Source organism: Streptomyces sp. NBC_00223, from assembly GCF_036199905.1.
In the GTDB taxonomy this organism is placed as follows: Bacteria; Actinomycetota; Actinomycetes; order Streptomycetales; family Streptomycetaceae; genus Actinacidiphila.
On the sequence record NZ_CP108109.1, the window covers coordinates 2,444,789 to 2,468,616 of the forward strand.

Consider the following 23,828-nt stretch of genomic DNA (forward strand, 5'->3'; position numbering starts at 1 on the left):
GGATCACCGCCGTCGGCCCGCCCGCGAGCGGTACGAGGATCAGCCACGCCGGGAATCCGGGGCAGCCGAGCACGATCGTCGGACCGATGCCCGTGGCCCGCACACTGCGCCCGGTGAGCAGCGCCGGTGCTGCGTGCGCTCGTCGCCTCGGCGGCCACGCAGGCTTCCTCACAACGACTTCTTCACTGAGATGGCGTGCAGTTCGGCCGGGCTGTCGCCGGTCACGGCGATCGGGCCGTCGGTGTCCGTCCGCAGCACAGTCGCGCCCAGGGCCCGCAGCGCCGTGACCGTACGGGCGGCCGGGTGGCCGTACGGGTTGCCCCTGCCGACCGAGATCAGCGCGAGCCGCGGGCGCGTCCGCCGGAACAGGTCCGGGTCCTGATACGCCGAGCCGTGGTGGGCGACCTTGAGAACGTCCACCCGGGGCAGGTCCGGCACCCGAGCCAGCAACTCCTCCTGGGACGGCGGCTCCAGATCCCCCATCAGCAGCAGCGTCAGTCCGCCGGTGCGGACCAGCAGGGCGATGCTGGCGTCGTTCGGACCGTCGTCGGGCAGGGCGGCGGCCGTCGTCGGCGGCCACAGCACCCGCCACTCCAGCGGGCCGAGCCTTCTGCTCTCCCCGGCCGCGGCGCGCAGTATCGGCACCCCCGCGGCGGCCGCCTCCCGCCTCACCTCCGCGGCCTGGCCCGACGGCTCGTCCAGCACGGTCGTCTCGATCGCGCCCACCCGGCGGCCGCGCAGCACCCCCGGGAGGCCGTCGACATGGTCGGCGTGGAAATGCGTCAGGATCAGCAACGGGATCGTGGTGACCCGCAGGTCGCGCAGACAGCGGTCGACCGGGGCTGGATCGGGTCCGGTGTCCACGACAACCGCGCTGCCGGGGCCCGTGGACAGCGCCAGCGCGTCGCCCTGTCCGACGTCGCACATCGCGAACCGCCAAGCGGCAGGCGGCCACCGGGCCATGAGGCGCGGCAACGGCAGTGGGCGCAGCAGCGCGAGCAGGAGCAGCAGCGCGCAGGCCGCGCTCAGCCACGGGCGGCGGAGCAGGCGTCTGCCGCACACCACCGCGGCCGTGGTGCCCACCGCGAGCAGGGCCGCGCCCGGCCATCCCGCGGGCCAGGCGATCCCCGATCCCGGCAGCGCGGCGCCGTGCCGGGCCACCGCGGCGATCCACTCGGCCGGCCACCCCGCGAGCCAGGCCAGGGCCCGGGCGGCGGGCAGTGCCACGGGGGCGGTGAGCAGCGCGGCGAATCCGAGGACCGTGGCCGGGCCGACCGCCGGTTCCGCCAGCAGGTTGCACGGCACGGCGACCAGGCTGAGGCGGGCCGAGAGCAGCACGATCACCGGGCCGCACACCGCCTGGGCGGCGGCCGCGGCCGCCAGGGCCTCCGCCGTCCGCGGCGACAGGCCGCGAGCCCGCAGCGCCGCGCTCCACCGAGGGGCGAGCGTCAGCAGGGAGCCGGTGGCGAGGACCGACAGCGCGAAGCCGTACGACCGTGCCAGGTCCGGCTCGTACAGCACCAGCAGCAGTACGGCCGCTGCGAGCGCCGGGAGCAGGGATCTGCGGCGGCCCGTGCCGATGGCCAGCAGAGTGATCAGGCCGCAGGCGGCGGCCCGCAGCACGCTCGGGCTCGGGCGGCAGACCAGTACGAAGCCCAGGGTCAGGGCCGCGCCCAGGGTCGCCGTCCACCGCAGCGGCAGGCCCAGCCAGGCGGCCAGGCCGCGGCGTTCGGTTCTGATGGCCAGGCCGGGCGGGCCGATCAGGAGGATGAGGATCAAGGTCAGGTTGGCGCCCGACACGGCGGTCAGATGGGAGAGGTCGGTTGCCCGGAAAGCGTCCTTCAACTCCGCTGTCAGCGCGGCCGTGTCCCCGACCACGAGGCCGGGCAGCAGCGCCCGGGCGTCCGCCGGCAGGGGTGCGGCGGCCTTGCGCAGGCCCTCGCGGAGGCCGGCGGCGTAGCGCTGGGCCGGGCTGGCCCGGGCTACGACGCGGGGTGGGCTCTTCGGGGTGAGGACGGCGGCTTCGTCGTCCCGGGGCGCGGCGGTCGGGGTGAACCGCGCGGTGACGGTGACCCGGGTCGACGGGATCAGCCGCAGCCACGCCTGCGGGGTGCTTTCCGCGAACAGGACGACGGGGGTGCGGGTGCGGGTCCCGTCCACGCGCTCGACCATGGCCGGGACCACGACGGTCCTCGGCGCCTTCGCCGCGCCGCGCACGCGTGGCCGGGCCTCGAACGGGTCTCCCGTCACCCGTAGGGTCACCTCGGCGGTGGCCCGCTGCCGGGCCAGGCCGGGTACGGGGCCCCTGGTCAGGTCGGCGCGGTCCATCGCGGTGACCGCGGCGGCGACGCTGCCGCACAGCAGGGCGGCGACCGCGGCCATGAGCAGGCCCGGGGCTCGCCTTCGCGCCCTCCCGAGCACGGCGGCGCCGGCGGTGGCCGCCACCACCGCGGTGAGGGTCCAGGCCGCTCCCACCAGTGGTACGAGCGCGGCCGCGCCCCACGCGGTCAGGGCGGGTGCGACCAGGCGGAGGTCGGTGGGGGTGTCGTGCTGTCGAGGATGCGAAGCGCCTAGCGGCGAGGCGGACGCGACGTGCACGGCCGCCCGCCCCGACGGCGCGGCCGGCTCCTCCCGCCCGTAGCCCGGGCTGAGCGGCGTTCCAGACCGCCGGGACACGCCGTCCCGGCTGAGCGCCGTCGCGGCGGAGTGAGAGGTGCCAGCTGCACCTCCCGCACCCGCCCCGGTTAGGGTCGCAGCACGGCCTCGCGGCCCAATCGGCTCCCCGGCATCCGGGCTGAGCGGCACTTCAGACCGCCGGGACGCGTCGTCCCGGGTGAGCGCCGTCGCGGCGGAATCAGGGGCACGGTCCCCGCCTAACTGGTCGGACCCCGCCGTGGACGCGGCACGGCCTCGCGGCTCGAGTAACGCCGACACCTCCCCGAGGTCTGGGCTGGGCGGCGCTCCAGACCGCCGGGACGCGTCGTCCCGGGTGAGCGCCGTTGCGGCGGAGTCAGGGGCACGGTCCCTGACTACCGGGTCGGACCCCGCCGTGGACGCGGGACGGCCTTGCGGCCCAGGCAGTTCCCCGGCATCCGGGCTGAGCGGCGCTCCCAACCGCCGGGGCACGTCGTCCCGGGTGAGCGCCGTCGCGGCGGAGTCAGGGGCACGGTCCCTGACTACCGGGTCGGACCCCGCCGCAGACACGGCACGGCCTCGCGGCCCAGGCAGCTCCCCGGGGGCCGGGCTGGGCGGCGTTCCGGACCGCCGGGGCACGCCGTCCCGGGCGAGCGCCGTCGCGGCGGAATCAGGGGCACGGTCCCTGACTACCGGGTCGGACCCCGCCATGGACGCGGCACGGCCTCGCGGCTCGAGTAACGCCGACACCTCCCCGAGGTCTGGGCTGGGCGGCGCTCCCAACCGCCGGGGCACGCCGTCCCGGGTGAGCGCCGTTGCGGCGGAATCAGGGGCAGGGTCTCTGCCAAGCGGGTCGGACTCCGCCATGGACGCGGCACGGCCTTGCGGCCCAGTCCGCTCCCCCGCCGCAGATGCGGCGGGGGCCGGTGGGGGCTTGGGGGCGGTGGGGGGCTTCATGGGTGGACCAGGGGCTTGAGTGTGGCGAATTTGCGGGGGCCGATGCCGGGGATCTGGCGGAGTTGGTCGAGGGAGGTGAACGCGCCGTGCTGGGAGCGGTAGTCGAGGATGTGCTGGGCGAGGACCGGCCCGACGCCGGGGAGGGCGTCGAGTTGGGCGAGTGTGGCCGAGTTGAGGCTCACGGCCGCGTCTGTCGGCGTGCCGGCGCTCGCGTCAGGAGGCGGGGTGACGCCGACCAGGATCTGTTCGCCGTCGGTGAGGGGGCGGGCGAGGTTCAGGGCCGTGGTGTCCGTGCCCGGGAGGGGACCGCCCGCGGCGGCGAGGGCGTCGGCGACCCGGGAGCCCTTGCGCAGGCTGCGCAGCCCGGGCTGGGCGACCTTCCCGGCGATGTCGACGGTGACCTCGGCCGCCGCCGCGGGCTTCACGGCCAGGGGCTGGAGGGGCGCGACGGCCGGCGGCGGCACCCGTACCGTACGGGGACGCCCCGACCAGTAGTGCTGGAAGGCCAGCCCGCCCGCGACCGCGAGGACCACTACCAGGGCGACCACCGCCTTGAGCTCCAGCCCGCAGCGCACATACAGCCACGCGCGGGCCCGCCCGAGCGGCCCGGCGCCGAACACCGGCACGCCCGGCAGGTGTTCGGGCGGGCCCGGCGGGCTCTCCCCCGCCGTCCCGAAGATCGCGGCCGCCCGTTCACGTACGAGGGACCCGGGGTCGGCGCGGCGGGCGTCCGCGCCGGGGTCGATGGGGGTGGCGCGCCCGGCGGGCTCGCCGTTCGGGCGGATGACGGTGGGTGAGTCGATGAGTTCCATGACTCGATGCTGGACCCGCCGACGACCCCGGAACGATCTTGGTCGAAATCTGTGGACAACACCCGCCCTGTGGATAACTCCGTCCCCCGGAAGGGTGAGTTGCCCGGGCGGAAGCCCTCAGTGCGGTGAGACGACGACCCCGAGCAGACCCGGCCCGGCGTGCGCCCCGATCACCGCTCCCACCTCGCTGACCACGAGATCGTCCAGGCCGGGGACCCGTTCGCGCAGCCGGTCCGCGAGGGCGGCGGCACGGTCCGCGGCGGCCAGATGATGTACCGCGAGCGCCACCCGCCGGGTGCCCGCCTGCTCGACCACGACCTCCTCCAGCCGGGCGATGGCCTTGGACGCCGTCCGTACCTTCTCCAGCAGTTCGATCCGCCCGTCGGCCAGCCGCAGCAGCGGCTTCACCGCGAGCGCCGAGCCGAAGAGGGCCTGGGCGGCGCCGATCCGGCCGCCCCGCCGCAGGTAGTCGAGCGTGTCGACGTAGAAGAACGCGGAGGTGTCGGCGGCACGTTTCTCCGCCGCGGCGACCACCTCGTCCGGGGTGCCGCCCGACTCGGCGGCCTCGGCGGCGGCCAGGACGGTGAAGCCGAGCGCCATCGCGACCATCCCGGTGTCCACGACCCGTACGGGGACGGGCGCGTCCTTCGCGGCCACGGTCGCCGCGTCGTACGTGCCGGAGAACTCCGCGGACAGGTGGAGGGAGACGATGGCGTCCGCGCCGGCCGCGGCTGCGGCTTTGTACGCGGAGGCGAATTCGGCCGGGCTGGGCCGGGAGGTGGTGACCGGATGGCGGCGTTGGAGGGCGCGGGCGACGGCCGGGGCGGAGATTTCGGTGCCCTCTTCCAGGGCCTCGTCACCGATGACGACGGTGAGGGGGACGATGGAGATGTGGTGACGTACGAGGGCGTGCTGTCCCAGGTAGGCCGTGGAATCCGTGACGATGGCGACATGCGGGGACATGAACCGGAGGGTACCGGGGTGGTGGGCGGGGCGACAGTTGGGGCCTCATTGCCGGGCAGGCTAGTCCTCAAACGCCGGACGGGCTGAGTTCGCGTGGACGCCCCCGAGGCGGCGCTGCCCTCAAACGCCGGACGGGCTGAGTTCGGGTGAACGCCCACCCGAGACGCTGCCCTCAAACGCCGGACGGGCTGAGTTCGGGTGAACGCCCACCCGAGACGCTGCCCTCAAACGCCGGACGGGCTGAGTTCGGGTGAACGCCCACCCGAGGCGCTGCCCTCAAACGCCGGACGGGCTGAAAAAGGTCGACGGCCACCTTTGCAACCGTGCCCTCAGGCGCCGGGCGGGCTGATTGGGTTGGCCTTGGTGTGTTCCCAGTGGCGGAGGGCGCCGGATTCGAGGTCGATTTCGCGGGTGAGCGCGGTCAGTTCGTCGTCGGCGAAGCGGCGGGCGCGGTCCTGGGCGGCCCAGCGGAGCGTGTCCGCGGAGTGGGTGATGCGGCGGGCGCGTTCGGTCAGGCCGGGGAGGTGTTCGGCGAGCCGCGCCTTGTCCGGCTCGCGTTCCAGCAGGCGCAGCTCACCGTCCAGCGCGCGGGCGTGGTCGTTGAGGCGGGCGAAGAGCACGACGGCCTCCGACAGGGACGCGTCCTCGCCGCGTCCCTCCTCCAGGGCGCGGGACGTGCTGTCGATGGCGGCCCGCAGGTCGAGCCGCGTCTGCGCCAGCTCGGCCGCCGGGCCCACGGTCGTGTAGCGCCGCGCCCGCAGCCGGCTGTCCTCCACCACCCGCCGGGCCTGCGCGCCGCCGCGCTCGACCCGGCGCTTGACCGCGCGCACGGTCCGCACCGTCGCCACGACGCCCAGCGTCATGAGGCCGAGGAAGAGCAGCAGCACGATGACACCGGCGGCACTCACGGACGACTCCTCGCCTCGACGGTCGGCGCGTGACACGCCTCTCTCCACCGTACGGCCAGGGGCGGGCCGCAGGAATCCCCGGATCGCCCGATCCGACCCGGTGATTCCCCGGTCCGCCCCCTAGGGGACGCGAAACCGCGCGCAACCGCGCGCAACCGTGCCCAACGCGCGCAACCGTCAGACGACGATGTTCACCAGCTTCGGCGCCCGGACGATCACCTTGCGCACCGCCGCGTCGCCCAGTGCCGCGACCACCGCCGGGTCGGCCAGCGCCTTCGCCTCCAGCTCGGCGTCGGAGATGGTCGGCGGGACCTCCAGCCGGGCCTTGACCTTGCCCTTGATCTGGATGACGCAGGTCACGGCCTCGTCCTGGGCCAGCGCCGGGTCGGCGACGGGGAAGGAGTGGTGGGCCAGCGAGCCGGTGTGGCCCAGCCGGGACCACAGCTCCTCGGCGGCGTGCGGGGCCAGCGGCGCCAGCAGCAGCACCAGCGGCTCGACGACGGCGCGCGGCACCGGGCCGCCCGCCCGCGTCAGATGGTTGTTCAGCTCGGTGATCTTGGCGATGGCGGTGTTGAACCGCAGCTCGGCCATGTCGGCGGTCACCCCGGCGATGGCCTTGTGCAGCGCCCGCAGGGTGGCCTCGTCGGGCTCGGTGTCGACCACCGTGACCTCGCCGGTCGTCTCGTCGACGACATTGCGCCACACCCGCTGCAGCAGCCGGTACTGGCCGACGACCGCGCGGGTGTCCCACGGCCGGGACACGTCCAGCGGGCCCATCGCCATCTCGTACAGCCGCAGCGTGTCGGCGCCGTACTCCGCGCAGATCTCGTCGGGCGTGACGGCGTTCTTCAGCGACTTGCCCATCTTGCCCAGCAGCCGCGAGACCCGCTCGCCCTCGTAGCAATAGGCGCCGTCGCGCTCCTCGACCTCGGCCGCGGGGACGGCGATCCCGCGCGCGTCGCGGTAGACGTACGCCTGGATCATGCCCTGGTTGAACAGCCGGTGGAACGGCTCGAAGGACGAGATGTGCCCCAGGTCGTACAGCACCTTGTGCCAGAAGCGCGCGTACAGCAGGTGCAGTACGGCGTGCTCGGCGCCGCCGACGTACAGGTCGACGCCGCCGGCCGGCTGACCCTCGCGCGGGCCCATCCAGTACGCCTCGGCCTCCGGGGAGACCAGTCGCTCGGCGTTGTGCGGGTCCAGGTAGCGCAGTTCGTACCAGCAGGAACCGGCCCAGTTGGGCATCGTGTTGGTTTCGCGCCTATAGGTGCGAACGCCGTTGCCGTCGCCCAGGTCCAGCTCGACGGTGACCCAGTCGGCCCGGCGGGACAGCGGGGTCTCCGGGGAGGTGTCCGCGTCGTCCGCGTCATAGGTACGGGGGCTGTAGTCGTCGACCTCGGGCAGTTCGACGGGCAGCATCGAGTCGGGCAGCGCGTGCGGGACGCCGTCCTCGTCGTAGACGATCGGGAAGGGCTCGCCCCAGTAGCGCTGGCGGCTGAACAGCCAGTCGCGCAGGCGGTAGTTGACGGTCCCCTCGCCGATGCCGCGCTCGGTCAGCCAGGCGGTGACGACGGCCTTGGCCTCGGTCACGCCCAGGCCGTCGAGCGACACGTCCGCGCCCGTGGAGTTGACCAGTTTCGCGTCATAGGACGCGAAGGCGTCGTCCCAGGTCGCCGGGTCGGTGCCGCGCCCGTCGGTGGGCTCCACGACGCAGCGCATCGGCAGCTCGAAGGCGCGGGCGAAGGCGAAGTCGCGGCCGTCGTGCGCCGGGACGGCCATGATCGCGCCGGTGCCGTAGCCCATCAGTACGTAGTCGGCGATGAAGACGGGGACGGGCTCGCCGCTGACCGGGTTGACGGCGAAGGCGCCGGTGAACACACCGGTCTTGTCCTTGGCCTCGGCCTGCCGCTCCACGTCGGACTTCGACGCGGCCTGCTTGCGGTAGGCGGCGACGGCCTCGGCGGGCGTGGCGTGGCCGCCGGTCCACACGCCGTGCGTCCCCTCGGGCCAGGCGGCCGGGACGATGGCGTCGACCAGCTCGTGCTCGGGCGCCAGCACCATGTAGGTGGCGCCGAACAGGGTGTCCTGACGGGTGGTGAACACGGTGATCGCGTGCTCGCCGCCGTTGCCCCCGCCCTCCCCCGACACATCCGCGCTGTGCACCGGGAAGTCCACCCGCGCGCCCTCGCTGCGGCCGATCCAGTTGCGCTGCTGCAGCTTGATCGCCTCGGGCCAGTCCAGCGCGTCCAGGTCGTTCAGCAGCCGGTCGGCGTACGCGGTGATCCGCATCCGCCACTGCCGCAGATTGGCCTTGAACACCGGGAAGTTGCCACGCTCGGAGCGGCCCTCCGCGGTGACCTCCTCGTTGGCCAGTACGGTGCCCAGCCCGGGGCACCAGTTGACCGGCGACTGGGCGGAGTACGCCAGCCGGTGGTCGCCCAGGACCTCGGCCCGCTCGGTCTCGGTCAGCTCGGACCAGGGGGCGCCGGAGGGGGTCGTTCGCGTCCCGGCGGCGAACTGCGCGACCAGCTCGTCGATCGGGCGGGCCCGGTCGGCCTCCTCGTCGTACCAGGAGTTGTAGATCTGCAGGAAGATCCACTGCGTCCAGCGGTAGTACTCCGGGTCGATCGTGGCGAAGGAGCGGCGGCGGTCGTGGCCCAGGCCCAGCCGGCGCAGCTGCGACTTCATGTTGACGATGTTGGACTCGGTGGAGATCCGCGGGTGGGTGCCGGTCTGTACGGCGTACTGCTCCGCGGGCAGGCCGAAGGCGTCGAAGCCCAGGGTGTGCAGGACGTTGTGGCCGGTCATCCGCTGGAAGCGGGCGTAGACGTCGGTGGCGATGTAGCCCAGCGGGTGGCCCACGTGCAGCCCCGCGCCCGAGGGGTACGGGAACATGTCCATGATGAACTTCTTGGGCCGCGCGGCCAGCTCGGGGTCGCCGTCCAGCTCCCCGCTCGGGTTGGGCGCGAAGAAGGTGCCGTTCGCGTCCCAGAAGTCCTGCCAGCGGCCCTCGATGTCCGCGGCCAGCTCGGCCGTGTAGCGGTGGGGCGCAGCCGTCTCGGCGGCCGGGGTGGTGTCGCTCATCGTCCTCGGTACTCCATCGATGTCGTGACGGCCGCGGCCGGGGAGCCTGCTGCCCGTCTGCGCGCCCGCCGCCTGCGGCGGAAACAAAAAAGCCCCTCGCACAGGAGGGGTGCCGCACTGACGGGGTTCGTGGTCAGCGCGGCTGGCTAAGCAGGAGGCTCTCGGCTCGCATGCCCTCAGGTTACCGCAGCGGGCCCGGCACCCGCACCGAGGACCGGCCCCGGCGGCCGTACGACACCCGCGCCCGGGACGGCCGGGGTCCCCGGGGCGGCCCGGGACCCGTACGGCGCACCCGGCGCCCCGACGCGCCGACGCGCCGGGGCCCGTACCGGAGACCGCTCCCCGGTACGGGCCCCGCCCGTTCGTACGTGGTGCCGCGCCCGGCCCGGGCCTGACCCCGGGCCGGGCTGCCTCGCGGCCCGGCAAACCCGGCGGCTTGGTGTCTAGCGCCGGTTCTTCTGCGGCAGCGACGAGGTCACATAGCCCTTGGCGGGCGTGCCCACGCCGGTGACGTCGTCGTAGCCGACCGTCGCGTGCAGCGACGCGTCGACGCCGAGCGTGCGCAGCGACGTGATCAGACCGCCGGAGGCGTCCACGGAGTTCGCGTAGTCCACGCGCACGACCGCGAGGCCCTGACCCTGGCCCAGCGGGTGGTCGGTGACGTCGTGGAACACCGAGGTGCCGTACTTGTTGTAGATCAGCGGGTTGGCGAAGCCGATCGCGATGCCGTGGCGGGCCTGCTGGGCGAGCGCCTGGACGCCGGCGATCACCGGTGCGGCGAGCGAGGTGCCGCCGATCCGGTACTCGCTGTACTTCTGCGACCCGTTCGGGAACGTCTGGGTCTGGCCGATCAGGAAGCCGGTGTTCGGGTCGGCCACCGCGGCGATGTCCGGCTCGACCCGCTGCTTGACCTTGCCGCCGTTGGCCAGGGCCAGCGAGTCGGGCACGACGCCGCGCTGGTAGTACGGCTGCGCGTAGAGCTTGCTGGTGCCGCCGCCCGCGCCGCCGGTGTAGGCGCCGGGGAAGTTCGTCCAGGTCTTGCCGTCTGCGGACAGCACGGACTTCTGCGTGCCCCAGCCGGTCTCCCACTGGTACTTGTCGTTCTTGCCGACCGCCAGCGAGGTGCCGCCGACGGAGGTGACCCAGCTGGAGTTCGCGGGGGTGTCGACCTGCTTCACACCGGAGGAGGCGACATTGTCACCGGCGTCACCGGAGGAGAAGTAGAAGCCGATGCCCTCGACCGCGCCGTTCTGGAAGACCTGGTCGTAGGCCGCGGCCAGGTCGGGGGTCGAGTTCTCCTCGATGTCGCCCCACGAGTTGGAGACGATGTCGGCGAGCCGGCCGTCGACGACCTTGTTCAGGGCGTCGAGCAGGTCGTCGTCGTAGCAGGAGGCGCCGCCGACGTAGACGATGTTCGCGTCGGGCGCGAGCGCGTGCACGGCCTCGACGTCAAGGCTCTCCTCGCCATACCAGCCGGCCGCGCCGCACTCGTCGGTGTCGGTGTACGCGCCCGGCAGGACCTGGGTGAGCTGGCCCTTGCGGTACTTCTGGTCGCCGTTGCGCTTGGCGTACTTCTTGGCGTCCTGGTCGATGGTCGGGGAGGCGTACGCGTCGGTGATCGCCACCGTGACGCCCTTGCCGGTGTACTTGCCCGCGCCGTACGCGGCCCGCAGCTGCTGGCCGGTGTAGCCCTTGATCGTGTACGGCGCCTTGGTGCCGTAGGCCGAGGGCAGCTTCTTGTCGACGTTGGAGCCGTAGTACGTGGAGAACGGCCCGGAGTTGACGAAGGCGTCGTCCGGGGGCGGCAGCGTGTCGTCGTGGCTGGACTTCTTCGGCGAGTTGTCCAGGCCGGTGACGGTGAGGACCGCGCCCTTGAGCGAGGTGGGCGCGGAGGCCGTGGTCGCCGGGGCGTGGTAGGTGTGGCCGCCCTTGGCGTAGTTGTGCAGTTGGGTTCCGAAGGCCTTCTCCGCCGCGGCCACTTCACCGGTGACGGTGAGGTAGTGCTGGTTGGAGCCGACGACCTTGAGGCCGGCCGACGTCAGCCAGCCGGTCACCGCGTCGGCCTGGGCCTTGGTGGCGCCGTAGCGGGACTTGGCCTGGGCGGCCGTCAGATAGTGCCCGTAGTCGGCCGAGTTCGGGTCGGAGACGGACTGGGCGTAGGCCGCGAGGCCCTTGGCGTCCTTGCCCGCCAGGTAGACCCGGACGGTCACCTTGCTCGAGTCGGACGTGGCGCCCTTGTCCGCCTGGGCGGTGGCCCACTGCGGCTTGGTGCCGGCCAACGCCTGGCGTCCGGCGGCCTGATCGGCCGTGGCGGACGGGGCGCTCAGCGCGAGCGCGCCGGCGATCAGGGGCAGCGCCGCGGCGGCCACCAGTCCCGTACGCGTTCTTTTGCGCTCAAATCTCATGAAACCCCCATGCGAAGCGAGTTGTCGCGGATGCGGTGTCGCCGCTATGCGTACACGCCGTACCGCAGAGCGATACTCTTTCGCTGATCGGTTCATGTCAGGGATATGGTTTCCCCAAGAAAAGGTCAAGGAACCTTCTCCGACGGGGAGTTGAGCCGTCCGTGGAGGGGCGTACTCCGGTTCGCGGGGGCACGATTCGACGCTAGCAGCGTGCGGCACACGGGACCAGAGGGCCCCATCCGACCCAAACCACCCGCGGTGCACACGGAGTTGGGCCCGGCACTCGCGCACCGGGGCTTTCGGCGGGACGGCGGGACGGCCGCTGCGGTGATCGCCGCGAGAAGGGGGGCGATGCTGCACGGTGGCCGCGCCCGGCCGGCCCCGCCCGCGTCCGGCCGCACGAAAACGGTCCCGGGCCATACGGAGACGGTCCCGTCCGGAAGGACGCGACCGCGAACGTGGAGGCTGTCCCCGGGTACTCCGACCCCGGTGTCCGGCCGGAGGGACCTCAAGGGGGGTGCGGCCAGCGGAACCCCCGCCGCGCGAGGCGAGGCCGAGCGCAAAAGAGAGGGCGAGACCGGTCCGCGTTTTTCGCGGACCGGTCTCGCCCTCTTGCTTGTGGAGCTACGGGGAATTGAACCCCGGACCTCTTGCATGCCATGCAAGCGCTCTACCAACTGAGCTACAGCCCCTCGGCGGGCGGTGAGGCCCGGCGACCCGCGCTACATTACACGGCCGCGGGGGCCCTCCGCCAACTCGTATCCGGGCCGCCGCGGCGCCGCGACCTCGGGGTTCCCCTGCTGTAAGGGGCCACCTTGCAGTGTTCATGAATCCTCAACATTCCGCGGGTCCGCGCGGGGTTACGGTGAGGTCGACTTATCGCCGCAAACGGCCGGACGACGAGCCTGGAGAGCCCCTTGACCACCGCGTTCGACCCCATCGACCTGGCCGGACTCGCCCTTCCCAACCGCATCGCGATGGCGCCCATGACCCGCAGCCGCGCGCACGGGCCCGGGCTCAGCCCCACCGACGCCACCGCCGTGTACTACGCGCAGCGCGCCTCGGCCGGACTGATCGTCACCGAGGGCGTCCAGCCCTCCGTCGTGGGCCAGGGCTACCCCGACACCCCGGGGCTGCACAGCGACGAGCAGATCGCCGCCTGGCGCAAGGTGACCGACGCCGTGCACACGGCCGGCGGCCGGATCTTCGCCCAGCTGATGCACACCGGCCGGATCGGCCACCCCTCGATGCTGCCCGACGGGCTGATCCCGGTCGGCCCCTCCCCCGTCGCCGCCCGCGGCAAGGCGTACACCGCGCAGGGCGCGAAGGAGTACGTCGTCCCCGAGCCGCTGACCGAGGACGGCATACGGCAGACCGTCGAGGACCATGTGTCCGCCGCCCGCAACGCGGTCGCCGCCGGGTTCGACGGCGTCGAGGTGCACGGCGCCAACGGCTATCTCGTCCACCAGTTCCTGGCCCCGAACGCCAACCTCCGCACCGACGCGTGGGGCGGCGACGAGCACGGCCGTATCCGCCTCGCGGTGGAGGTGGTGCGCGCGGTGGCCGAGGCGATCGGCCCGGAGCGCACGGGGCTGCGGGTCTCCCCCGGCCACACCCTCGGCGACATCGACGAGCCCGAGCCGGACGCCACGTATCTGGCCCTGGTACGCGCCCTGGAGCCGATCGGCCCCGCCTATCTGCACGTCGTGGAGAACGGCAACCGCCCGCTGACCCTGGAGCTGCGCAAGCGGTTCGGCGGCGTGCTGATCCTCAACGTCCAGCGGGCGGGCACCTGGTCGGGCCCGGCCGAACTCGCGCTGATCGAGGACGGCACCGCCGACATCGTGTCGTACGGCGCCCTCTTCCTCGCCAACCCCGATCTGCCGCGCAGGCTCCGCGCGGGCGGACCGTTCAACACCCCCGACCGGGCGACGTACTACGGCGGCGGCGACCGCGGCTACATCGACTACCCGGCCCTGGACGAGTGAGCGCCCTGGACGGGTGAGCCGCGAGAGGCCGCCGGCCGCCCTGAAGCTCAGGCCCGCCGCGCCCGCCACCGCACCGCGCACCCCGCGCCGGCCAGCGACACCGCCGTCAGCGCCACCGCCGTGACCGCGTACGCGTGCGCCGAGGCGTGCGCGCCGCCGCCCCCGGCCAGCCGGTTGAGGAAGAACGTGCCGATCGTCGCGACCCCGACCAGCCGGCCGAGCTGCGTGACCGTGGCCAGCAGCCCGCTCGCGTCCGCCGCGTCCCCCGGCGCGACCCGGGACAGCGCCAGGGTGAAGGTGGGGCTGAACGCGAGCCCCAGCCCGAGGCCCAGCATCAGCAGCGTCGCGTAGAGCCAGGGGCCGCCGTCCCCGCCGCCGCGCAGCGCCAGACCGAGGCCCGCGAAGGACAGCGCCGAGAGCAGCAGCCCGGTCACGGCCATCCACGGCCGCCAGGAGACCGGCAGCCGCCGCCAGGTCAGTCCGATGCCGCCGAAGGTCACCGCGCAGGTCACAAAGGTCAGCCCGGTGCGCAGCGCGCTGTACCCGAGCCCCGACTGGAGGTGCAGCGCGACCGCGAAGAGAAAGCCCGCGTTGACCGCCATGGTCACGATGATCACGGTGATCGCGCTCGCCATCCCCGGCGCGCGCAGCACCCGCCCGGTCACCAGCGGCGCGCCGCCGCGCCGCGCGATCCGTGACTCGATGACCGTGAACAGCGCGAAGAACACCGCGCTCAGCGCCAGACACACCCATCCCCACAGCGGCCGGCCCTCCGCCTGCCCGAGCACCAGCGGCACGGTGAACAGCGTGACGGCCGCGGCCAGTACGGTCAGCCCCGGCAGGTCCGGTCGGCGCCGCCGCCCGGTCGCGCCGCGCTCTTCGGCGGGCAGGACGCGCGGGGCGATCACCAGCATGGCCAGGCCGATCGGCACGTTGACCAGGAAGACCGGCCGCCAGCCGATGGCGAAGCCCCCGCCGCGCGAGACGAAGCCTCACAAAAAGGAGAAGGCGGGACCCGTCCGCGCCTTTTGCGGACAGATCTCGCCCTCTCGCTTGTGGAGCTACGGGGAATTGAACCCCGGACCTCTTGCATGCCATGCAAGCGCTCTACCAACTGAGCTACAGCCCCGCGTCCGCCCGGGATGTCCCGGCGACGTGAAGAAGCATAGCCGGTCAGCGGACCGGAAACGAAATCGGCCCGACGGCCAGGTGGGAGCCCGGCGGGAGCCCGGCAACCGCCACCGGGACGGCACGGCGAACCGCCGCCCGCGAGGGCTACGCGTCGTCGCCGAGGACCGCTTCCGGGAGCGTGCCGGCGTTGTGCTCGGTGAGCCGCCAGCCGCGCGCGCCCTCGCCCAGCACCGACCAGCAGCAGTTGGACAGGCCGCCGAGCGCCTCCCAGCTCTCCGGGTGGAGGCCGAGCAGCCGGCCGATGGTCGTACGGATGGTGCCGCCGTGGCTGACCACGACCAGCACCCCGTCCTCGGCCAGCTTGTCGGCCGCGGTGAGCACGACGGGCGCGGCCCGGTCGGCGACCTCGGTCTCCAGCTCGCCGCCGCCGCGCCGCACCGGCTCACCGCGCTTCCACGCCCGGTACTGCTCGCCGTACCGCTCCAGGATCTCGGCGTGGGTCAGCCCCTGCCACAGGCCCGCGTAGGTCTCGCGCAGGCCCTCGTAGTGGGTGACCGGCAGGCCGGTGAGCTCGGCCAGCTCGGCGGCGGTGTCGGCGGCGCGGGACAGGTCCGAGGCGACGATCGCGTCGGGGGACAGCGCGGCCAGCAGCCGGGCCGCGCGGCGGGCCTGGGCCACACCGGTCTCGGTCAGCTCGATGTCGGTGTTGCCCTGGAAGCGCTGCTCCAGATTCCACGCGGTCTGGCCGTGCCGCCAGAGTACGATCCGGCGGCCCCGGCCACTCCTCGTCCCGTTCAGCTCAGGCTCCCTCGTCCTCGGCCGCCGCGTTCGCCCGCGCGTGCTCGGCCCCCTTGCCGCGGGTGGCCACCGCGTCCGCGGGCAGCCCGATCTCCGGGCAGTCCTTCCACAGCCGCTCCAGAGCGTAGAAGACCCGCTCCTCGGAGTGCTGGACGTGCACGACGATGTCGATGTAGTCGAGCAGCACCCAGCGGCCGTCCCGCTCGCCCTCGCGCCGCACCGGCTTGGCGTCCAGCTCCTTGGACAGGGCCTCCTCGATGCCGTCGACGATGGCCTTGACCTGCCGGTCGTTGGGCGCGGAGGCGACCAGGAAGACGTCGGTGATCGAGAGCACGTCGCTGACGTCGTAGGCGATGATGTCGTGCGCGAGCTTGTCGGCGGCCGCCTGTGCGGCGGCGCGGGTCAGCTCGGTGGAACGGTCAGTGGCGGTCACAGAAGCGGCTTTCCGGTCGGGGGCTGGTCTCCCCCAAGGGTCTCACGACCCTCCGACAGCCCCCGACCGGATTTCGCCCGGCCGTGGACCCGCCCGCCCGGGTACGGCCGTGGACCCGCCCCCGGTACGACGGCGGGCCCGCGGTCCGGGAAGGACCGCGGGCCCGTACCGGCCCGGTGGGCGCCCGGGGCGCCCGGCGAACCGCTCAGTCCGACTTCGGCAGCTTGTAGTCCTGGCCGAGCACCACCGTGATGTCCGCGTTCGCCGGCACCGTGCCCTTCTTGACCTCGGTCGCCGGGAGCCCCAGCGTGGCGGCCACGTCCCGGGCCGCGGCCTCCCGGGCCGGGTCGGCGTAGTACACGACCGAAGCGGCCTGGGTGCTGCCCGCCTTGCCGCCGGGCACATAGACGTACGTGCCGCCGTTGACGATCGCGGCCTGCGCCATCGGGGCGGCCTTGTCGTTGCCTGTGGCGTCCTTGATCTGGACCCGGGGCTGGGCGGAGGCGCCGGTGGACTGCTTGACCGAGCCGCCGAGCACGTCCTTGACCACGCTGTCGGTGGCCTGCGTGCTGAGCGTGCCGTCCTTCTGCACGGGCAGCGTCGTCGTGTCGTAGGCGCCGGTCTTGGCCAGGTCCGACAACTTCGCGAGCGATGCGCCGAGTTGGCTGTCGGTCAGCGACGGGTCGAGGATCTGGCCGAGCGACTGCACGGTCCTGGTGGCGTCGTCCGGGTCGCTCGGCATCTTCTTCAGCACCGCCACCATGACCTGCCCGAACCGGCCGAGCTGGTCGGTCTGCGTCTCGCCAGGCCCCTGGTACGTGGCGTAGGCGACGGCGGCCTGACCGCTGAGGTCCTGCTGCTCGCCCTTGTTCACGAGCGTCTTGTCGCGGTCCTTGCCGGTGCCCTTCACGGCGGCGTTGGTGTCGACGATCACATCGCCGAGCGCGTCGACCAGCAGTTCCAGATACGGCGAGTCGAGCCGCCAGCTGCCGCTGATGTTCGTGCCCAGCAGCCCGTTGAGCGCGTCCCTGGTCGGGCCGACGCCGTCGGAGACGGACGCGTCGAGCGTGCTCGCGGAACCGTCGTCGCCGCTCAGCTGGAGGGAGTTGGGGATCAGCACGGAGGTGCCGCGGCCCTTGCTCTCGTTGTCGACCAGCAGCGCGGTGGAGCTGGCGCCGCCCTGCACCGGGAGCAGATGGACGACGATCACATCGCGCTTCTGGGAGCCGCCGGGCGCGGCCGTGACGGCGGCGTCCTTGCCGAGCCCGGGGATCTTGCCCGCGCGCCACAGATAGCCCGCGCCGCCCAGCATGGCGAGCACCAGCAGCACCACGAGGCCCACCTTGCGGTTGTGGCTGCGGCGCTTGGCCTCCTCGCGGCGCTCGGTGCGCGACTCGGAGAACTTCAGCCAGTCGATGACCTCGTCGGACTCCTCCGACTCCTCGTCGACGAAGGCGAACTGCTCGGTCTGGTAACCGGGTTCACCGGGGCCGGGCGCGGACTCCGGCCCTGCGGCCGGCTCCTCGGGGACGGCCCGCTGCTGCCCGGTGTCGTATACGGGCGGCTGCTGCCCGGTCCCGTAGACGGGCTGCTGACCCGTCTCGTGGACCGGCTGCTGTCCGGTGTCGTACAGGGGTTGCTGTCCGGTGTCGTACACCGGCTGCTGCCCGGTGCCGTAGCCCGTGCCGTAGACCGGCTGCTGTCCCGTCTCGTACAGGGGCTGCTGCCCGGTCCCGTAGACCGGCTGCTGGCCCGTGTCGTAGACCGGCTGCTGACCGGTGTCGTACAGGGGCTGCTGACCGGTCCCGTAGACCGGTTGTTGACCCGTGTCGTAGCCCTGGGGCTGCGGGGGCTGCTCGTAGTACGGCTGCTGGGGCTGCTGCGGGATCCAGCCCTGCTGCTGGCCGCCGTAGCCCTGCGCGGGGTCGGCGTAGTACGGGTCCGTGTAGGTCTGCTGCTGCGGCGGCGGTGCCTGCTGGGGGACCTGGGGCTGCGGGGGCGGCAGCGGCCTGCCGTACGCGTCGTAACCGTAGTGCTGCTGCTGGTAGTAGGGCTCCTGCGCGTAGGGGTCTCTCTCGTCGTCTGGACCTCCCTGGGCGTAGTGCCCGCGGGGGTTTGCGTCGTTCACGAGGAACCCCTTCACGTATTTCGTTCGCCGCTACCCGGTCGCGTTCCGGTACAGCGCGCGTTTGTCGATGTAGCGCACCACACCGTCCGGAACCAAGTACCAGACCGGTTCACCCTTGGCCACCCGCTCGCGGCAGCCGGTCGAGGAGATGGCCAGTGCCGGGACCTCCACCAGCGACACACCGCCCTCGGGGAGTCCCGGGTCCGACAGCGTATGCCCAGGACGTGTCACCCCGATGAAATGCGCGAGGGAGAAAAGTTCGCCGACATCCCGCCAGGACAGGATCTGCGACAGCGCGTCGGCACCGGTGATGAAGAACAGCTCCGCCGCCGGGTGCTCCGCGCGCAGGTCCCGGAGGGTGTCGATGGTGTACGTCAGACCACCGCGGTCGATGTCGCTGCGGCTGACCGAGAACTGCGGGTTGGAGGCGGTGGCGATCACCGTCATCAAATAGCGGTCCTCGGCCGGGGAGACCTTGCGGTGGTCCTTCTGCCAGGGCTGGCCGGTGGGCACGAAGACGACCTCGTCGAGGTGGAAAAGGCTCGCCACCTCGCTCGCGGCCACCAGGTGCCCGTGATGGACGGGGTCGAACGTACCGCCCATCACACCGATGCGCTGCTTCGCGGCGGTCATGTTAGTCGCGGTTGAAGCGGGTGACGAGCCAGAGCAGGAGCAACAGCGCGCCCAGGGCGCCGAAACCGGTGAGGTAGGGGCTCAGGCTGTGGTGGTGACCGCCGCCGGACTCGGCGAGAGCGGTCAGGGCGGAGGCTGCGGCAGTCGTCATGGTCAGCAGGACCCTTTGCTTACTCGGGGACGGGCGGTAAGACTCTCGGCACATCGTACGGGCGGCCGGAAGGGAACTTCGCGCAGGCTCCGCGCGTCCAGGTCTATGTACCGAACGGCTAGCAGGGGGTTGGGCCAGTATGTCCGAGCCGAACGAACCGAACGACGCACAAGGCGCGGGAGGCAGCTCGGGCGAGAAGCTGCCCGGGCGCACCCGCAGGAGCTTCCCCGACATCTCGTCGCGGGCCTACGAGCACCCGGCGGACCGGTCGGCGCTGGTGGCGCTGCGCAAGCTGAGCGGATTCGACACCGTCTTCAAGGCGTTGAGCGGGCTGCTGCCCGAGCGGAGCCTGCGGCTGCTGTTCCTGTCGGACTCGGTGCGGGTGGGCGACGAGCAGTTCGCGCATCTGTACGCGATGCTGCGGGACGCCTGCTCCATCCTGGACCTGGAGAAGGTCCCGGACATGTACGTCACGCAGGACCCGAAGCCGAACGCGATGTGCGTCGGCATGGACGAGCCGATCATCGTCGTCACCACCGGTCTGGTGGAACTCCTGGACGAGGAGGAGATGCGGGCCGTCGTCGGCCACGAGGTGGGCCACGCGCTGTCCGGTCACTCGGTCTACCGGACGATACTGCTGTTCCTGACGAATCTGGCCCTGCGGGTCGCCTGGATTCCGCTGGGCAATCTGGCGGTGCTGGGAATCGTCACGGCGCTGCGCGAGTGGTTCCGCAAGTCGGAGCTGTCCGCGGACCGGGCCGGGCTGCTGGTCGGCCAGGACCTCCAGGCGTCGATGCGCGGCCTGATGAAGATCGCGGGCGGCAACCATCTGCACGAGATGAACGTGGACGCGTTCCTCAAGCAGGCCGACGAGTACGAGGCGGCCGGCGATCTGCGCGACTCGGTGCTCAAGATCCTCAATGTGCTGCCGCGCTCGCACCCCTTCACCACCGTGCGCGCCGCCGAGCTGCGCACGTGGGCCGCCTCGCGGGACTACCAGCGGCTGATGGACGGCCACTACCCGCGGCGCACCGAGGACAAGGACACCTCGGTCTACGACTCCTTCAAGGAGTCCGCGAGCCACTACGCCGACACGGTGAAGCAGAGCAAGGACCCGCTGATGGGCCTGATACGCGATCTGTCGAACGGCGCCGGGGACCTCGGCGGCAAGCTGCGCGACCGCTTCACAGGGCCGGGTCAGGCGTCGGGAGAAGCAGCGGAGGATTGAGGACCGGCGTCGTCCGGGCCGACGGAGGGGCGGCCGCCGGGGAGCCGCTGACCCCGGCGGTCGGCTGCGCGCGGCTGCCCAGCGGCGCGCAGACCGCGCCGACCGGGTGGTCGTGGTCGTACGGGTCCGCGCCGGTGACCGTGCCGGTCGCCGCGCGCCCGGCCAGTATCGGCTCGAAGTACGCGTCCACCGAGGCGGTGCAGGACAGCGGCCCGGCGGCCACATCGGCCTGGACGATCTCGATGTGATGTTCCCGCAGGTCCTCGTGGTCGAAGCGGAAGCGCAGCTGGCGCCGGACGGTGAACAGCGACACGGCGGTGGCGTTCGCGCCGGTGCCGCGCAGCGCGTAGACGAAGGTGTGGTCGGAGGAGATCTCCAGCGCGTTGTCGCCGGTCTCGGTGACGTCGAGGGTGCCGTGCACCCGGATGCCGCCGCGCACCAGCGCCACCTGCGCGGAGGGGTCGAAGCGCACCAGCCAGCCGGTGGCCTCGTGGCTGCCGTCGGCGGCCGGGTTGCTCAGGCTGGAGTCGAACTGCTCCAGCTGCCCGGGGTCGATCAGGCTGCGCACCGCCCCGACATCGCCGCCGGTCACCGTTCTGGGGTTGATCGAGGAGTCCTTGAGGTATTCCCGCGCGGTCTTGAGCGCGTTCATCACCTCGCTCTGCGCGTAGCCGCCGACCCGCTGGACACCCCGGGGCAGGGTGAGGCCGGCGGCGCCGACCGGGTAGTGCTCGGCGGTGCCGCCGGCGAAGGGCGAGGCGGCGGACACGGCGGGCACCCGGCCGGCCGGCACCAGCGGTATCACAGTGATCCGCAGTTGCTGATCGGCCGCCGGGTCCCCTGCCTGGTAGGGGTGCCGTACACCCATGTAGATCGCGAAGCCGAAGGCCGTCGCGATCAGCACGACGAGCGCCATCGCCTGCCGGGCCAGGCCGCGCGGCAGCACATGGCGGATGCGGACCGGCCGGGCGGCGTCGTCGAGCCGCTCACGGGCGGAGAACTCCTGGATACGGGCAGCCCGGACGAACGACTCGTCGAACACGACGGATCGGTACTCGTCGTCACCGCCGCCGGGGGCGCCCTCGGGCGTGCCCTCAGGAGGTTCTCCAGGCCCGCTCATATCACAAGGTTAAGTCTCCGGACACGTGAATAAACGTCTCCGTACCGGTCAACTTGACGGCAGATCAGGGCAATGGAGTGGTGACGACGGGCTGCATGGTCCTGGTGCCGACCGGGCCGGTGGTCGGGGGCACCACCGGCTGCCGTCCGCCGCCCGCCCCGCGGTAGACCGCGGCGAAGGTCAGGGCGACCACGCCGATGCCCATGACCACGGCCATCGCCCAGGCGACCGGCCGGTGCCAGCGGGTGTTGCTGCCGCGGTACGGATGCCCGGCCGCGTACAGCTCGTCGGTGGTGAAGGCCGGTCCGTCGTCCAGTTCGGGGACGTGGGCCAACTCTCTTCTGTGCCGTCCGGGCCTGCCGGGCGGTAGCGCGGGACCTTCGGCGACGGCGAGCGACCGTTCCCTGGCCGTGGGCTCATGGAACAGTGCCGACCGTACGAAAGCTTCGTCGAGGACTACGGAGGAGAACTCGTCATCGTCCGGCATCCGTCCAGAGTAATGCGGAAGTTGGCCCTTTGGGCAGGGGATTCCGGCCTGACTGTGGACCGGCTGTGCGCATCCGGGTGCCGTGCGGTGCCCGGGTGAAGGGGTGGGTCAGCGGATGTGGCCGTCTCCGGTGACCACGTACTTGGTGGAGGTCAGCTCGGGCAGGCCCATGGGACCGCGGGCGTGCAGCTTCTGGGTGGAGATGCCGATCTCCGCGCCGAAGCCGAACTGGCCGCCGTCGGTGAAGCGGGTGGAGGCGTTCACCATCACCGCCGCCGCGTCGACCAGTTGGGTGAAGCGGCGCGCCGCGGGCTGCGAGGTGGTCACGATGGCCTCGGTGTGTCCCGACGACCAGAGCCTGATGTGGGCGACGGCCGCCTCCAGCGAGTCGACCACCCCGGCGGCGATGTCGTACGACAGATACTCGGTCTCCCAGTCCTCGGCGGTGACCGCGACGACGGTGGCCTTGCTGCCGGAGGACTCGGCGAGCGACACCACCCGCGGGTCGCCGTGCACGGTGACGCCGGCCTCGGCCAGCGCGTCCAGCGCGCGGGGCAGGAAGCGGTCCGCGATGTCGCGGTGGACCAGCAGGGTCTCGGCCGCGTTGCACACGCTGGGCCGCTGGGCCTTGGAGTTGACCAGGATGGCGACGGCCATGTCCAGGTCGGCCTCCGCGTCCACGTACACATGGCAGTTGCCGGTGCCGGTCTCGATCACCGGGACGGTGGAGCCCTCGACGACCGTACGGATCAGGGAGGCGCCGCCGCGCGGGATCAGGACGTCCACCAGGCCGCGGGCGCGCATCAGCTCGGTGACCGACTCACGGCTCTCGCCGGGGACGAGCTGTACGGCGTCGGCGGGCAGCCCGGCGCCGCCGACCGCGTCGCGCAGCACGGTGACCAGCGCGGTGTTCGAGGCGTAGGCGGAGGCCGAGCCGCGCAGCAGCACCGCGTTGCCGGACTTCAGGCACAGGGCGGCGGCGTCCACGGTGACATTCGGCCGGGCCTCGTAGATGATGCCGACGACGCCCAGCGGCACCCGGACCTGACGCAGGTCCAGGCCGTTGGGGAGGGTCGAGCCGCGCAGCACCTCGCCGACCGGGTCGGGCAGGCCCGCGACGTGCCGGACGTCGGCGGCGATCGCGGCGACCCGCTCCCGGGTGAGGGTCAGCCGGTCGATGATGGCCTCGCTGGTGCCGGCGGCCCGGGCCTTGGCCACGTCCTCGCCGTTCGCCGCGACGATCTCCTGGGTGCGGACGATGAGGGCGTCCGCGATGGCCAGCAGGGCGTCGTCCTTGGCCGACCTGGGCTGCGGGGCCAGCTCCGCGGCGGCGGCCCGCGCACGGTAGGCCGCGAGCAGCACGGGGGACTTGGGGAGCGGCGAAGGGATGTCCATAGGGTGCAGGGTACCGGGCGGGCCCAGGGCCTTCGGCCGCCTTCGGTCAGAACGGGTGGACGCCCACCGGGACCGCGGGCGGGTGACCGTACCCCTCGGCCAGCCGCTGGTGGTACGTGACGCGGTCGATGACCTCCAGGCCGACCGTCTCCCACGGCGGCAGCCCCGCGGTCGAGCGGTGCTCGCCCCACAGCCGCAGCGCGATGGCGGCGGCGTCGTGCAGGTCGCGGGCCTCCTCCCAGTAGCGGATCTCGGCGTGGTCCGTGGCGTAACGGCTGGTCAGGAGGAAGGGGTGGTCGTGCGCGAGCTGTTCGAGGCCGCGCCGGACCTCGGCCAGCGGGGCCCGCGGGCCCGAGACGCTGAGGGTGATGTGCCACAGCCGGGAGCCGGGCCCTTCCTCCTGCTTACGCCGCGGTCCGCTGTCGGCACTGTCGACGCTGACCAGCGCGCGTTCCGCCGTACCCCTGGACAACGGCCCTGGGCGCCCTCGTTTCACCGGCGGCCTCCCTGTGGGTGACGTTCCCGAGCGCCGCCCGTCCTCTGACATCACGAACGGCTCCTCCGCATCACAGT

18 protein-coding genes and 2 tRNA genes are annotated in these 23,828 nt (G+C 72.7%); 2 read left to right on the forward strand and 18 right to left on the reverse strand.

Annotation, left to right across the window (positions count from 1 at the left end):
- Positions 1–168: 168 nt before the first annotated feature.
- From OHA30_RS10245 to OHA30_RS10275, 7 genes are all read right to left on the reverse strand, one after another.
- Positions 169–2,598: a ComEC/Rec2 family competence protein gene (locus OHA30_RS10245; RefSeq protein ID WP_328913510.1), complete on the reverse strand. Its 2,430-nt coding sequence runs from the start codon at positions 2,596–2,598 to the stop codon at positions 169–171.
- A gap of 989 nt (positions 2,599–3,587) precedes the next feature.
- Positions 3,588–4,403: a ComEA family DNA-binding protein gene (locus tag OHA30_RS10250; RefSeq protein ID WP_328913511.1), complete on the reverse strand. Its 816-nt coding sequence runs from the start codon at positions 4,401–4,403 to the stop codon at positions 3,588–3,590.
- Between the two features lie 117 nt (positions 4,404–4,520).
- A complete protein-coding gene (locus OHA30_RS10255) occupies positions 4,521–5,366 on the reverse strand; it encodes a DegV family protein (RefSeq protein WP_328913512.1) in 846 nt (281 codons plus the stop codon).
- A gap of 329 nt (positions 5,367–5,695) precedes the next feature.
- Complete coding sequence (locus tag OHA30_RS10260; RefSeq protein WP_328913513.1) at positions 5,696–6,274, reverse strand: hypothetical protein; 579 nt, start codon at positions 6,272–6,274, stop codon at positions 5,696–5,698.
- Between the two features lie 177 nt (positions 6,275–6,451).
- A complete protein-coding gene (gene leuS / locus OHA30_RS10265) occupies positions 6,452–9,358 on the reverse strand; it encodes a leucine--tRNA ligase (protein WP_328913514.1) in 2,907 nt (968 codons plus the stop codon).
- Positions 9,359–9,801: 443 nt separating this feature from the next.
- A complete protein-coding gene (locus OHA30_RS10270; protein ID WP_328913515.1) occupies positions 9,802–11,763 on the reverse strand; it encodes a S53 family peptidase in 1,962 nt (653 codons plus the stop codon).
- Between the two features lie 619 nt (positions 11,764–12,382).
- Positions 12,383–12,455 (reverse strand) — tRNA-Ala (locus OHA30_RS10275).
- A 225-nt stretch (positions 12,456–12,680) separates the two neighbouring features.
- Here OHA30_RS10275 and OHA30_RS10280 point away from each other — a divergent pair.
- Positions 12,681–13,751, forward strand: a complete 1,071-nt coding sequence (locus OHA30_RS10280; protein WP_328913516.1) for an alkene reductase — start codon at positions 12,681–12,683, stop codon at positions 13,749–13,751.
- A gap of 47 nt (positions 13,752–13,798) precedes the next feature.
- On the opposite strand, the gene OHA30_RS10285 is transcribed toward OHA30_RS10280, so the two are convergent.
- From OHA30_RS10285 to OHA30_RS10315, 7 genes are all read right to left on the reverse strand, one after another.
- A complete protein-coding gene (locus OHA30_RS10285) occupies positions 13,799–14,713 on the reverse strand; it encodes an MFS transporter (RefSeq protein ID WP_328917803.1) in 915 nt (304 codons plus the stop codon).
- Between the two features lie 94 nt (positions 14,714–14,807).
- Positions 14,808–14,880, reverse strand: a tRNA-Ala gene (locus OHA30_RS10290).
- A gap of 146 nt (positions 14,881–15,026) precedes the next feature.
- Entirely contained in the window at positions 15,027–15,680 is a 654-nt protein-coding gene (locus OHA30_RS10295) for a histidine phosphatase family protein (RefSeq protein ID WP_328917804.1), read from the reverse strand.
- Between the two features lies 1 nt (position 15,681).
- The gene (gene rsfS, locus OHA30_RS10300) at positions 15,682–16,113 is read right to left on the reverse strand and encodes a ribosome silencing factor (protein ID WP_328913517.1); all 432 of its coding nucleotides are present in this window, start codon (positions 16,111–16,113) and stop codon (positions 15,682–15,684) included.
- 205 nt (positions 16,114–16,318) lie between these two features.
- A complete protein-coding gene (locus tag OHA30_RS10305) occupies positions 16,319–18,241 on the reverse strand; it encodes an LCP family protein (protein WP_328913518.1) in 1,923 nt (640 codons plus the stop codon).
- 30 nt (positions 18,242–18,271) lie between these two features.
- Positions 18,272–18,874 carry a nicotinate-nucleotide adenylyltransferase gene (gene nadD / locus OHA30_RS10310; RefSeq protein WP_328913519.1) on the reverse strand — a complete coding sequence of 201 codons (603 nt, stop codon included), beginning with the start codon at positions 18,872–18,874 and terminating at the stop codon, positions 18,272–18,274.
- 1 nt (position 18,875) lies between these two features.
- Entirely contained in the window at positions 18,876–19,025 is a 150-nt protein-coding gene (locus OHA30_RS10315) for a hypothetical protein (protein ID WP_328918106.1), read from the reverse strand.
- 139 nt (positions 19,026–19,164) lie between these two features.
- On the opposite strand from OHA30_RS10315, the gene OHA30_RS10320 reads away from it, so the two are divergent.
- Positions 19,165–20,253: a M48 family metallopeptidase gene (locus OHA30_RS10320; RefSeq protein ID WP_328913520.1), complete on the forward strand. Its 1,089-nt coding sequence runs from the start codon at positions 19,165–19,167 to the stop codon at positions 20,251–20,253.
- Here the strand turns inward: OHA30_RS10320 and OHA30_RS10325 are convergent.
- The 4 genes from OHA30_RS10325 to OHA30_RS10340 all read right to left on the reverse strand — a co-directional run bounded on the left by OHA30_RS10325 (position 20,210) and on the right by OHA30_RS10340 (position 23,751).
- Positions 20,210–21,373, reverse strand: a complete 1,164-nt coding sequence (locus tag OHA30_RS10325) for an SCO2583 family membrane protein (RefSeq protein ID WP_328913521.1) — start codon at positions 21,371–21,373, stop codon at positions 20,210–20,212. The genes OHA30_RS10320 and OHA30_RS10325 overlap by 44 nt on opposite strands.
- A 64-nt stretch (positions 21,374–21,437) precedes the next feature.
- Entirely contained in the window at positions 21,438–21,860 is a 423-nt protein-coding gene (locus OHA30_RS10330) for an SCO2583/SCO2584 N-terminal domain-containing protein (protein ID WP_328913522.1), read from the reverse strand.
- Positions 21,861–21,968: 108 nt separating this feature from the next.
- A complete protein-coding gene (locus tag OHA30_RS10335) occupies positions 21,969–23,255 on the reverse strand; it encodes a glutamate-5-semialdehyde dehydrogenase (protein ID WP_328913523.1) in 1,287 nt (428 codons plus the stop codon).
- Positions 23,256–23,301: 46 nt separating this feature from the next.
- The gene (locus OHA30_RS10340; protein WP_328913524.1) at positions 23,302–23,751 is read right to left on the reverse strand and encodes a hypothetical protein; all 450 of its coding nucleotides are present in this window, start codon (positions 23,749–23,751) and stop codon (positions 23,302–23,304) included.
- Positions 23,752–23,828: the final 77 nt, after the last annotated feature.